The sequence below is a fragment of the Arthrobacter sp. D1-29 genome, from assembly GCF_054130585.1.
Window position 1 is genome coordinate 2,185,515 of sequence record NZ_CP096383.1, and the last position, 12,412, is coordinate 2,197,926.

Consider the following 12,412-nt stretch of genomic DNA (forward strand, 5'->3'; position numbering starts at 1 on the left):
CACAGGGAAGACGGCACCCGCAGGCACGTCAGTTTGCAAGGGAGTCACACCGGTTCAAGACCAATTCCAGTATTACCGTTTGCAAGGGTTGGAATGCGGTTCGAGTCCCACCTCGGGCACGCATTACCCCTCGTCAGAGGGGTTTTTGCTTTTAACGTGTGTACAAAGCTTGTGGTGGCGTCCCTCTGACGCTGGTGCAGGAGTTGGCTGCGTCCTGGTGGCCTGTGCAGTTGTATGGGTGGCGGCTCAGGTATCCCGGGTGCGGGCCCTGCGCTTGCTGCGGTGTGGGGTTATCCGTCCTCCTTTCTGGCTTGTTCTGACGGCCCTTGTTGGCCATCACTCATTCATGGGTAAGGGCTGTATTGACGACATGACCGAGGCAGATTGTCTTTCAGCATCTTCCTTGGTTCGCTGCTTCCTGCGAGCCAAGCAGAGTAAGATCACGGCGCCTTTGTTCGGCCAAAGGGTTGGACAATGTCCACACCCTGTACACGCATGTCCGTGGACCGGCGCTTTGGTCCTTGCGGGTGATATCCAGTCCACGCGTCCAAACGTTCTGCATGACACGGCGAGGATCTATCGCCTTCGCCTCGTTAGGTTGGTCGGCTGCGTCAGTTGGCCCTATCGTGAGCCCCTTTTCCGCTCCTCATCCCTTTCTGATGTCCTCCGTTCATGCTCCGCGCCGACGCTTCAGACATGACCCGCAACTTTCAACCCCGGCAGCCCCGCGTGGATGCTCGCAGGACGACGTCGAGGGCAGTAGCACTTGAGTGACGACGTGCGAACGAGCGGCAGGGACTGGAGGTGTGTGGGACCGGAGACCACTAGCGACCCAGTGTTGTCGCAGATGAGAGGCGTTTCGGGAGGCCTCGTAGCAGTGAGTGTTGCTTGTGGTTCACACTGCGATCGCTGCAACAGTACGGAAGCCGCAGTTACCCGAGGAGGACTCCGGTGTGTTGGAGGTTCGGGCAGCGACGCGGTAGCGGTTGCAGTAGGTATCGTGGCACAGATAAGAGCCGCCTCGCATGACGCGTCCAGCCCCGATGCTTGGCCCGTGTGGGTTATCCGAGGGTGAGTTGCGGTAGTACTTTGGCAAGAACCAGTCGCCGCACCATTCCCAGACGTTACCGGCCATCTGGTACAGCCCGTACCCGTTTGGCCGGAAGGACTTTACCGGGGCGGTGCCCGAATGCCCGTCGTCGCGCGTGTTGATTTTCGGGAAGGTCCCTTGCCAGATATTGCAACGGTGCTCGCCGCCGGGCGTAAGGTCGTTCCCCCAGGGGTATCGCATTCCCTCTACCCCTCCTCTGGCTGCATACTCCCACTCGGCCTCGGTGGGCAGCCGGCGCCCGGCCCAGGTGCAGTAGGTAAGGGCATCATGATGGGATACGTGGACCACCGGGTGGTCGGCGATGTCTTCCCAGTTGGATGAAGGGCCTGCTGGATGGGCCCAGTCGGCACCCCGCACGTTCAGCCACCAGGGCGCGCCGGCAGCGGCACCGAGGATGTCGCGGGGATGGGCCCGGACGAGGCTGTGGAACACAGCGGAAGTTCCGTACTGTTCTGCATCGGTCCGGTAGCCGGTTTCCGCGATGAAAGCAGCGAAAATGCTGTTCGTTACAGTAGCTGCATCAATGCGGAAAGGGTCCAGCCGCACGTCATGCAGCGGAGTCTCCCCATCGGAAGAATAGCCCTCCCCAAAGGCATCACCCATGGTGAAGCGGCCACCTGGGAGGGCGACTTCCTGATGCTTTGAGCCCTCCAGAGGGTGTTTCTGGCCTACTGTGCTGGGCTGTCGCATCGCCATAACTGGTTCCCGGGATGGTAGGCAGCAGCTGTTGCTATGGCTCGATGGTGAATCACTTGAGGAATGGTGGTTTGGCGTTAGGTCCATCTCGCCTCCATCGCATTGGCGTGAATCTTGCCGAATACAAGTCGATCTGAGACCTCGGGAGAGATCGGCGTCGGTTCTTCTGCTTTTTTCAGTTTATGTCAGGCAAGGGACGGCAAGGGTGAAGTTGCTGGGTCGCGTTGTCTCTTGTGCTAGAGGCTGGATTGTTTCGGCTTGTCTCCTGGGGATGCAGACGATGTCAGGTCGTTGGCCACCTGTTCCAGGGCTGGCCAGCTGATCCTTCCCCGGAGCGCGAGGGTGGCACGGTAGAGGGACACTGGACCGGAGATCCGAGGAAAGAGCCCCGTGAGGAGTTTGTGGTCCAAGTGTCGTTCCAGAATGGAGTGGGCTCTCGGGTCGGCGAGCAGGTCTGCAAGGGGTGTGTGAACACTTGGCATTCCGGAGGGGAAGTGACCGGGCGGCAAAAAGGTCGATTCCGGTTTTTGCCTGGCGCAAGCTAAATGCTCTTTTCCCACTGATCCTTCTTCAGGAAGGTCCAGTCGCTCGAACTGGCTGCGGGGGGAATCGCTGCGTTTCAGAAGATCCACGAGGGCGTTACACATCCGCATCTCCAGGTCTTCGTCCAAGAGCGGATTCTCTTGCCCGGGGTCTGTCTGGAGGTCAAACAGGAGTGTGCCCAGTGATCGGGGGTTTCCCAGTGTTGCAGCGGCGGAGCGCAGCACGGGTACATCCTTGGTGAAGGTAAATGGTTCTACGAGTTCGGCCCCTGAGAGCTCCTCCAAGGTGAAGAAGCCACGCATGTGGGTGGGCATGAGGGTGTGTTCGAAAAGCGGCGAATTGTCCGGAGTGGTGCATGTACGCATGTAGACGTACCTTCCGTCCGTGATATTGACTTGTCCGCCGAAAGCACCGAACAGCACAAAATCGTGGGCTGGCCTTTCATTCCGTAAAACCGGAGGCAGCGAGATACCCTGCATGTCCGCCGTCGGCTGGAGGCCAAAATGTTCCAGGAGCGTGGGTGCTATGTCAATCGTCTGGACGAGGCCGTCGTGGCGGGAGCCTGCCATGCCGGATCGAGGATCCCAGATGAATAGTGGGGTATGGATGACTTCCTCGTACCATGGCTGCACGCTCTTGCCCCACCATCCATGTTCGCCCAGGAAAAACCCGTGGTCGGTGCAGACAATAAGCAGCGTGTCCTCCCACATCGAATACTCATCCATCAGGTCCAGGACCCGGCCCAACGACTGGTCGCATAGCCCAATCAGCGCCGAGTACCGGGCACGGACATGTGCACGCGTCGCATCGTCTTCGATGTCTTCCATGTATTCAGGCCATTCGTACTGGGGCCCGGCATAGGAGGGGTCATCGTACTTCCCGTTCAAGTCCGGCGTGCTGAAAAACGGCTCATGGGGGTCGAATGTTTCTACTTGGATCATCCATCGGTCCTGGAAATGGTTGGTACGAATGAACTCCTCTGCGGCGTCAAAGGTACGGACTTGGGGGTGGGCCCCGAGTTCGGCCATGTACTTGCGGTTGATCTGGTCCTGCCGCCACGTGCCCAGCCGGTTGACACGCAGATCGTTCGCCGGAGGCGGATCAGCGACCTCGCCTTTCCAGGGGTCTCCCTGCTGTCCGCGGATCAGGGAGTAGGTCGAGTAACGTGTGTGGTAAGTAGCACCGCCGTCCTCCCAGTAATGCATGTGGTCCGTTGCGAGGTGGGTGTGTACACCCGCAGTCCTTAGCATCTCGGGAACAGAGTCATCAAAAGGTTCCATTGGCCCCCACCCGCGATGCAGGAAGTTGTACCGGCCGGTATGGAGCTCCCTCCTTGCCGGCATACACGGCATGCTGCCCGCATAGGACGTTTCCATGGTGACAGTCCGGTCTGCCAGCCGTGCAAAATTAGGCGTGGTGACGGGAGTCTCAGCGTTGTAAGCGGGAAGATATTCCCGGTTCAAGCTGTCGAACATGACAACTATGGCGCGCATCCTCGTCCTCCGTGATTCGCCTGCCAAATGAGATTTCTGGTCTCAGCAATACCTCGAATCATCGCAGTGCTCAAGGGGCAGGCTCAAGGCGTTGGATGGGTGGAGTTCAGCCGGCTGCTGCACTCGTCGATGACTTCGATCAGTTTGGCGACGACGGGGGAGTCCTGCCAGCGACGGTAGCCGAACCAGAGGGCAGCGCCAAGATCACGAGGGTCCAGAGGGACCGAGGTTACCCCCAAACGGGTGATGGAGGCATGGGACTCGGACTGGATACATATCCCCACGCCTGCGGCAACGAGCGCCAACTGTGCTTCCAGGGTATCGCCCAAGCCCTCTATGTTCGGCTGAAAGCCGTGCTCATGGCAGGCACCTATGATCAGGTCGTAAAACGATGAACCAAAGTGCCGGTGCCAGATGACGTAGTTTTCTTCCGTCAACTCTGAGAGGGACACCATGCGGCGGTCCGCCAGCCGATGTTGGTTTGGGAAGAATACAACGAAGGATTCATCCAGGAGCTTCACCGCCCGGATTGACCGGTCGTTCACAACGCGCCTCAGAATCCCGGCATCGAGTGCACCTGTGAGGATGGCATGTTCCTGGGATGCACTATCGCGGAAATGCTTTAGCTCAATTATGCTCGCCGGTGACCTGCTGCGGAATTTCCGGATAATCTCAGGGAGCGGTCCGTTCAGACCTGCCCCCAGAGAACCGATGACAATTCGACCTGTACGTCCTGCCTTATGGTCCTGGAGGAGTAGCTGTGCCCTGTCCGCTGTTGCCAGGGTTTGTCTGGCTGGTTCCAGAAACAGGGTGCCGGCTTCCGTGAGGCTGATGTCCCGGCTACTGCGGAACACCAGCTGGGCACCAAGGGACGCCTCCAGTTTTTGCAGCTGCTGGCTCAGCGCTGACTGGGATATTCGCAAGCGGGCGGCAGCTCTTCCGAAGTGGAGCTCATCCGCCAAGACGCTAAAGATTTCCAGCTGCCGCAGCTGCATAAGTAAAGCTTATCGGAAGAGTAGATTGACCGTCTTGTTCTGCAAGATCGCCGGTGTTTGAATTAATCATGCGGGCCCGGGAGCAGCTTTCACTCCCCAACATCGTCCTCATCCTGGCCGATGACATGGGCTATGGCGACTTTGGGTTTTTGAATAGTCAACTGACCTCGACGCCGGCACTCGATGAGTTGGCTTCTGAATCGCTCGTCTTCACTCAGCATTACTCGGCTTCCCCTGTTTGTGCCCCTGCCCGTGCGGCGCTCCTTACTGGCCGATATCCGCAGCGGACAGGAGTCATTGACACACTCGAGGCGCGGGGGACGGACAGGCTTTCCCTAGCGGAAGTAACCCTCGCTGATGCGCTTCGTGCCGGCGGTTATCGAACGGGACTTGTGGGCAAGTGGCATACCGGGGCAATCGGTGACGATTATGCCCCCCGCCAGCGAGGTTTTGATGAATTCGTTGGTTTCCGTGGGGGATGGCAGGACTACTGGCAATGGACCCTCGAAGTGCAGGGAGGACGCGCACGTTCAGACGGCAGATACCTCACTGACGTCCTTGCCGACGAATCGGTGGAGTTCATCCGGCGCCATGCCGGAGAGCCGTTTTTCCTTCACGTTGCCTTTAACGCCCCCCACTTTCCGTTCCAAGCCCCAAAGGAACTCATCAGACGGCACCAGTCAGCTGACCGGACCGATGTGGTCGCCACCATTTACGCCATGATCGAGGTGATGGACAGGGGGGTCGGACGAATACGGCAGGCGTTGGTTGACGCCGGCATTTCCGAGAACACCTTACTGCTGTTCACCAGCGATAACGGACCGGATCATGGCGGTGAAGGCACCCTCTCGGCCGCACGATTCAATGCCAGCCTGGCAGGGTCAAAGCAATACGTGTACGACGGCGGAATCCGGCTTCCGCTTATTCTGCATTGGCCTTCCGGCGTCTCTGTGGGCAGCACAAGCCAATTCGCCCATTTCACTGACTGGTATCCAACCCTGCTGGGAGTAGCGGGAGCAAAAAATCCTGGCCACATGCCGATCGATGGTCAGGATCTACGCCCAGTGTTTGCCGGTTCAAACGTAGACTCGGGGCCCCGGTTCTGGCAGTGGACCCGCTACCTGCCGATGCTTGCCTCGAATGCGGCGATGCGGGATGGGCCCTGGAAACTGGTTCACCCAGCCCTCGCCGGAACACTGGATCTGGATCCAGAAGATGAGAGAACCGACGCTGACATCAAGGTCCACCCCGAGCGGTACCCGGAACCTGTCAAATGGACGCCACCTGTTCATGCGATGCCAGAGGCAGCCCCCATCGAACTATTCAACATCAGCGACGACCAGGAGGAACGGCAGGACGTCGCGGACCAGCATCCCTCCGTCGTGTCTCGAATGGAAGCAGACCTGAGCCGTTGGTTCGAGTCCGTGGAGGCGGAGCGGAACATGTCTCGGCCAGCCCTGCGCGAAGGGAGGGAGAGGAGATACCCATGAACCGTTCGACCAGACCCAACATCGTCCTCGTCCTGGCCGATGATCTTGGCTGGGGGGATGTCAGCTGCTATGGAGCAACCAGGATCACGACGCCGAACATAGATTCACTTGCGGCTGAGGGGATCAGGCTGACTGACGCCCATGCAGCATCGGCGGTTTGCACTCCTAGCCGGTATGCACTCCTGACAGGGCGGTACAGTTGGCGCAGCCCCCTTAAGCAAGGCGTGCTCATGGGTCATGGCCCTGCCCTGATTGAGCCCTTCAGGGCCACCTTCGCATCAGTCCTGAAAGCCGCAGGGTACGCTACTGCGGCGATCGGTAAATGGCACTTGGGACTGGGATGGAAGCACCTCGACGGCAGCACGTGGGACGCCTTCAATGGAAAGGATCCGCTCGAATATCAGCTGGGGGATCCGCTGGTAAAGCACCGGGACATGGATGTGGACTCCGGAGTCGATATTGATTACTCCAAGCCGTTCGTCGGCGGTCCACTTGATCTGGGTTTCGATCGGTTCTTCGGCATTGCCGGTTCCCTCAACATGCCGCCTTATGCCTTCTTGGAGCAGGACCGCACCGTCGGGGTTCCGAGGCGGAAGAAGCGGCGCTTCCTGCCCAGTCAGCGGCCTGGCTTTGAATCCGATGATTGGGACGAACGGGAAGTGGACCTCCGTTTCACGGCGGAAGCGGTCCGCTTCATCCACCGTCTGGACAAGAACAATCCCTTCTTCCTGTATTTCTCGCCTTCCGCCCCGCACCGGCCCCAGGTCCCTCCGGCATTCCTTAAAGGGTCCTCGCAGGCCGGGGCACGGGGAGATTCTGTGGTGTTCGTTGACTGGATGGTTGGAGAACTGGCGCACGCCCTCCGCGAGGACGGGCTTTTTGATAACACCCTCTTTATATTCACCAGTGACAATGGAGCCCCGACTATCTTCCCGGACGACGGGGATACCACGGAGCACCGGGCCAATGGTCCATGGCGGGGGCAAAAAGGCGACGTCTGGGACGGCGGTCACCGTGAGCCCTTCGTAGCCCGCTGGCCAGGAACCATCGTTCCTGGAACAGTCAGCCACTCGGCCATTGGGCTCATCGATCTCTTGCCCAGCATTGCTGCTCTCCTGGACCTGGAGTTGCCCGACGCCGCGGCGCCCGACGGCGCCGACCGCTCAGGTGCCCTGCTTGACGCCGCCGCTGGTGAGGAGCGGCCCCTCGTTCTGCACAGCATGGGTGGGGCGTTCTCAATCGTTCGCGGTCGGTGGAAAGCAATTTTCGCCACGGGGTCCGGGGGAGGACTGTCAGAGCCCAGGGGCGAGAATCTCAGCCGGGAGCATCCAGTCGGACAACTGTACGACATGGCACTGGACCCTTACGAAACGACGAATGTCTGGAACGAGCACTTAAACGTCGTAACTGATCTCTATTCAGCCCTCGCCGGCATCGTCGAAGCGGACAACGGGTTGCCGTTGGACGTTAAGTTGACCGAGTTTTTTCCTGCTCAGAAGCCAACCTGAGAAGGAGACAACAATCGACCCTCAACTGACACAGCAAGAGTCCAAGGTTTGAATTCAGATCAGATGCTCGCCCGGTGAGTTCCGGAACCTCCGGCTGAGCGAGAAGTATTGACGATCCAAAGGAGAATCCAATGAAAACGTCAACGGCCAACGCGAGAAGGCTCGTCGCGGCCACCGCTGCGCTGGCTCTCGTCACTGGATGCTCGCCCGGGGGCGGGACGACAGATGAAGAGGTGACAGAACTTAACTTGCCGGCCGTCGAAGCGCCATGGTTGGACGGTTACAAGAAGATCATCGCCGATTACGAGAATGAAAAAGGCATCAAAATAAACCTCACCTCATTTCCGTTCGACGGGCTGCTGACTCAAGAGGCGAACGCCGCCCAAAGCGGGTCGAACGCCTTCGATCTATTCCTGATCAACGAACAGTGGGTCGGGCAGTTCTACGACAACGAGTGGGTGCAGCCGCTCGAAGAGGTGAACTCAGACTTCGAATGGGACGAGAACCTTATCGAATTTGATGGAATAGGGCGGTGGAATACGGACGCCCGCACGACCACTTTGGACGGAGCCCCTTATTCCCTGCCTATCAACGGCAACATTCACGAATTCATGTATCGAACCGACCTTTACCAACAGCTCGGTCTCAAGGTCCCGACAACATGGGATGAAGTGGTTGCCAATGGTAACGCAGCTAAGGCTGCAGGTGCTGTGGGTAGCGGCTACGTTGTGCGAGGCAAGACGCCCTCATACGACTTCAGTGCATTGCTCTACTCCTATGGCGGTAAGTGGTTCGAAGATGAGGCCGGCGGCAACTGGAAGCCAGCCATTGACTCACGGGAATTCAGGCAAGCCTTGACGAAGTTCAAGGAGTTGGCCGACATCGGGCCGGCAGCCCCGCAAACCATTGCCCAGGCCGAAGCGATTTCCCTCATGCAAAGCGGCGATGTTCTGCAAACATCCCTCGTGACAGCGAATGCCGTTCCGATTGAGAACCCGGCTGCCTCCCGGGTTGCTGGCAAGATCAGTTACGCCAAGTTGCCGGGCGGCACACCAGTCAGCGGCACGTGGACCATGGGTGTCCCGACGGGACTACCGGAGAACCGTTCTGCTGCCGCCTATGAGTTCCTGACCTGGCTCACCAGCAAAGACACCATGCAGAAGTGGGAGGGGTACGGCGGCGTGACGACGCGTGCGGACGTCACCAGCCAACGGCCCGAACTAAAAGTCCTCATCGAATCGGAGGAAGACATCCGCGGCGGTCTGCGGTATCCGTTCACGCCGGCCCTGCTTGACGTTACTGATCCGGCCATTGGCGAGTACCTCGCAGGAACAAAGAATCTGGAAGATTCAATCTCTACCATGCAGGACCGTCTCACCGAGGTCGTCGAAAAGGCAGGCTTCCTGAAATGAGCACCACGATCAGGGCCGGTTCCACTTCCGGAGGACGGGATGTGGGCCGGCCCCCTGGACAACGTGAACATCGGCGGAAGCCGTTCCCCTGGTTTAAATACCTGGCTGTCCTTCCCCTCCTGCTCTTCTTCCTGGTACTGGTTGCATTTCCGGTCGGGCAGCTCGTCTGGATGGCCTTCGGAAGGGTCAGACTGGTTGCAGGTAACTTCCTGTGGAGGCCAGTTGGTTTCGACAACTTCACGGAGATGATGTCGGACAGAGTGTTCGGTATTTCACTATGGAATTCTGCTGTTTTCATCACCTCCACGGTTGTCCTCACGCTGGTGCTGGGCGTTCTACTGGCCTTGGCAACGGAGCGTCTCGTCCGAGGGCAACAGTTGGCCCAGAATGTCATAATCTGGCCTGCCATCATTGCCCCTGTTGTCATCAGTGTTATCTGGCTGCTCATCCTCAGTCCCCAGATCGGACTGCTGAACCGCATACTGATCAGCTTTGGAATAAGTCCCCAGGCCTGGTTGGGTGACAACTTTGGCGCGATGGCCAGCGTCATCGTGGTCGACGTGTGGCACTGGACGCCGATAGTTTTTCTGTTCGTCTATACGGCGCTGCGGGGTCTTGATACAGAGGTGCTTGAGGCAGCCAGCGTGGACGGCGCCAGCTATATGCAGCGGGTGCGGTTTGTCGTCCTGCCTCTCCTGGCACCGGCCATCCTTGGCGCTGCCGCAATCCGGATCATCATGGGTGTGAAGGTCTTCGATGAGATGTACCTCCTCACTTTTGGCGGGCCAGGTACAGCCACGACCGTCATCTCGATCTACCTGCGCTCCGTGTTCTTTGACGCCTTTGAATACGGCTACGGGGCTGCCCTGAGCGTCACGGTGGTGCTGCTGGTCCTGCTGGTACTCATCCTCGTGTTCGTTTCCCGGACACTTATCAGGAGGTTGTCCCGTGGCTGAAGTCCGCACTGTTTCCCCCGGAACCGAAGCTCGGCAGCGAACTGGAGCTTCAAAACAGGGCGGCGGCCACTGGATCGCCCGCCTGATCGTTATCGGAGCGGCCATTATCACCATCGTTCCACTGATCTGGATGATCTTTATTTCACTCCAGAAACCACGGGTTATCATCTCCATGGGCTGGGGCGCTGAATTCGCCATTGATAGCTTCGCGGAGATTTTTGATCCCCGCGCGGTTTTCGGTCAGCAGGTCATCAACAGTATTCTGCTCGTCGTTTCAGCGACCGCGATCACACTGGTCGTCAGCGCGCTTGCCGGCTACAGTCTGAGCCAGTTGAGATGGTCCAACCGGGTTGTTGTAACGGTGCTTTCGGTCTCCGCCCTGCTCCAGGTTATCCCTCCGATGACTCTGGTCCCGGGGCTTTATGCGACGCTGACCAACTACGGTCTCGTTAACAGCCTTGGTGGGCTTATCCTGCTCAATACCGTGTTCAATCTCCCGTTCGCCACGATCATGACGAAGTTCTACTTCGACACCATCCCTGGTGAACTTCGCGAATCGGCGGCTATCGATGGGGCAAGTGAATTCGGCGCCTTCCGGACGGTTATGTTGCCTCTCGCGGCACCTGGGATCGCCGCGGTGGCGATCTTCACGGCTATCCAGGTCTGGAACGAGTTCCTCTTCGGCCTGGTCTTCACCACCGGTGGTTCACAGGCTCCCATCACAGTAGGCATCGCGGCGCTGATCCAACCCCAGGAAATAAAGTTCGGCGCAATGGCCGCTGTGGGAGTTGTCACCGCCGTTCCCATTATTCTGCTCGCCATCGTGGCTAACCGGCAGATCGTGGCCGGTCTCACCGGCGGCGCCGTGAAGGGATAGGGGTTCCATGTCAGTACCTGGCGCACATGCGCAAGCTCAAGGGCAACCCAACATTGTGCTCATCCATTGCCACGACCTTGGGGATTGGCTAAGCACTTATGGGTACAGGGCAGTTCCAGACAGCCGCTTACGGGCCTTTGCGGAAGAGTCGCTGGTTTTCGATGCAGCATTTGCGACTGCTCCGTTGTGCACGCCTGCGCGTTCATCCCTCTTTACTGGTCAAATGCCGCACCAGAATGGCTTGATGGGGCTGACGCACCAGGGATGGCAATACGCGCCAGGGGTCAAGACACTGCCGGAGATGCTGTCACCGCTTGGCTACCATACGACGCTGATCGGCCTGCAACACGAAGATTTCGACGCGCGGGTGCTTGGCTTTGACGAGGTCCTGGGTCTTGGTTTCATTCCACGGGCTATGGAAATCGCCCGGCTGGTACAAAGGTGGCTCTCGCACAACCGGAACAGCAGCCCCTACTTCGCCACTATTGGGATGTGGGAAGTTCACCGGCCATGGCCTCTAGAGGACTACGTGCCTGCTGATCCCGATACTGTAGACGTGCCGCCGTACCTGCCTGATAACGGCTATACCCGTGCCGACATTGCAGGGTTCTATGGCGCGATCCGACAGATGGACGAAGCATTTGCTCTGATCCTGGCAGCCCTAGATGCCAGTCCGGATGCGGGCAACACCCTCGTCATCTTTACTACCGATCACGGTGCGGCATTTCCGAGGGCAAAGAGCACCCTCTACGATTCAGGCGTCAAAGTGACCCTGTTTGTTCGTCCGCCGCCTCAATGGAGTGTCCCTCCCACCCGGATCCAGGCTCTAGTGAGCCACTTGGATATCGCCCCAACACTTGTCGAGCTGGCTGGGGGACCAACAGAGCAGGAGGTCGCGGGCAGAAGCTTGGCCCCGTTGCTGCGGGGTATAGGACCTGAAGGCAACGAGAGGAGGGAGCTCTTTTTCGAGAAGACGTATCACGACAGGTACGACCCCATCCGGGCCATTCGCACACAGGACGCAAAGTACATCCGCAATTTCCTGGATGGACCGCTGCTTCCTCTTCCAGCCGACTTGGAGAACAGCGAAACGAGGGCCGGAATGGGAAACGCGCACCTTGGGCCCCGGCCAAAAGAGGAGCTTTATCTCTTGGGAAGCGACCCATGGGAGCTGACCAACGTCGCCCAATCGCCGGAGCACGCCGAGCTGAAGGATCGGCTCGCGGACCACTTGGCTCAATTCATGCAGGAAACATCCGATCCGCTGTTGGAGGCGGACGTGGATGAACCGCCGGCACCCCATAGGAGGTGATCTAAGGAGAAGGTGATCT

Annotated in this window: 9 protein-coding genes; 6 read left to right on the forward strand and 3 right to left on the reverse strand. The window is 58.8% G+C overall.

All coding sequences use genetic code 11. The annotated features are described in order from the left end of the window. Nucleotides 1-895: 895 nt before the first annotated feature. The 3 genes from M1E17_RS10020 to M1E17_RS10030 form a co-directional block, all read right to left on the reverse strand. On the reverse strand, nt 896-1,801 hold the full coding sequence (locus M1E17_RS10020) for a formylglycine-generating enzyme family protein (protein WP_457967688.1): 906 nt from the start codon (nt 1,799-1,801) through the stop codon (nt 896-898). A 242-nt stretch (nt 1,802-2,043) separates the two neighbouring features. Next, on the reverse strand, nt 2,044-3,843 hold the full coding sequence (locus M1E17_RS10025; RefSeq protein ID WP_457967049.1) for a sulfatase-like hydrolase/transferase: 1,800 nt from the start codon (nt 3,841-3,843) through the stop codon (nt 2,044-2,046). Nucleotides 3,844-3,926: 83 nt separating this feature from the next. Continuing rightward, complete coding sequence (locus M1E17_RS10030) at nt 3,927-4,838, reverse strand: LysR family transcriptional regulator (RefSeq protein WP_457967051.1); 912 nt, start codon at nt 4,836-4,838, stop codon at nt 3,927-3,929. 53 nt (nt 4,839-4,891) lie between these two features. Between M1E17_RS10030 and M1E17_RS10035 the strand changes: the two genes are divergently transcribed. From M1E17_RS10035 to M1E17_RS10060, 6 genes are all read left to right on the forward strand, one after another. Beyond that, nucleotides 4,892-6,328, forward strand: coding sequence for a sulfatase-like hydrolase/transferase (locus tag M1E17_RS10035; protein ID WP_457967053.1), 1,437 nt, complete (start codon nt 4,892-4,894; stop codon nt 6,326-6,328). Continuing rightward, nucleotides 6,325-7,836: a sulfatase family protein gene (locus M1E17_RS10040; protein ID WP_457967055.1), complete on the forward strand. Its 1,512-nt coding sequence runs from the start codon at nt 6,325-6,327 to the stop codon at nt 7,834-7,836. The genes M1E17_RS10035 and M1E17_RS10040 overlap by 4 nt, the downstream gene beginning before the upstream one ends. Nucleotides 7,837-7,967: 131 nt before the next feature. Further along, nucleotides 7,968-9,248: an extracellular solute-binding protein gene (locus tag M1E17_RS10045; RefSeq protein WP_457967056.1), complete on the forward strand. Its 1,281-nt coding sequence runs from the start codon at nt 7,968-7,970 to the stop codon at nt 9,246-9,248. Then, a complete protein-coding gene (locus tag M1E17_RS10050) occupies nt 9,245-10,204 on the forward strand; it encodes a carbohydrate ABC transporter permease (protein ID WP_457967058.1) in 960 nt (319 codons plus the stop codon). The genes M1E17_RS10045 and M1E17_RS10050 overlap by 4 nt, the downstream gene beginning before the upstream one ends. Further along, complete coding sequence (locus M1E17_RS10055) at nt 10,197-11,081, forward strand: carbohydrate ABC transporter permease (protein ID WP_457967060.1); 885 nt, start codon at nt 10,197-10,199, stop codon at nt 11,079-11,081. Before M1E17_RS10050 ends, M1E17_RS10055 begins: the two co-directional genes overlap by 8 nt. A gap of 7 nt (nt 11,082-11,088) precedes the next feature. Then, nucleotides 11,089-12,393: a sulfatase family protein gene (locus M1E17_RS10060; protein ID WP_457967061.1), complete on the forward strand. Its 1,305-nt coding sequence runs from the start codon at nt 11,089-11,091 to the stop codon at nt 12,391-12,393. Nucleotides 12,394-12,412: the final 19 nt, after the last annotated feature.

Excerpts from the sequence above, each read along its gene's own strand:
- M1E17_RS10045 (WP_457967056.1), top strand. The coding sequence starts at position 7,968 with ATGAAAACGTCAACGGCCAACGCGAGAAGGCTCGTCGCGGCCACCGCT.
- M1E17_RS10040 (WP_457967055.1), top strand. The coding sequence starts at position 6,325 with ATGAACCGTTCGACCAGACCCAACATCGTCCTCGTCCTGGCCGATGAT.
- M1E17_RS10050 (WP_457967058.1), top strand. The coding sequence starts at position 9,245 with ATGAGCACCACGATCAGGGCCGGTTCCACTTCCGGAGGACGGGATGTG.
- M1E17_RS10025 (WP_457967049.1), bottom strand. The coding sequence starts at position 3,843 with ATGCGCGCCATAGTTGTCATGTTCGACAGCTTGAACCGGGAATATCTT.
- M1E17_RS10020 (WP_457967688.1), bottom strand. The coding sequence starts at position 1,801 with ATGCGACAGCCCAGCACAGTAGGCCAGAAACACCCTCTGGAGGGCTCA.
- M1E17_RS10060 (WP_457967061.1), top strand. The coding sequence starts at position 11,089 with ATGTCAGTACCTGGCGCACATGCGCAAGCTCAAGGGCAACCCAACATT.
- M1E17_RS10030 (WP_457967051.1), bottom strand. The coding sequence starts at position 4,838 with ATGCAGCTGCGGCAGCTGGAAATCTTTAGCGTCTTGGCGGATGAGCTC.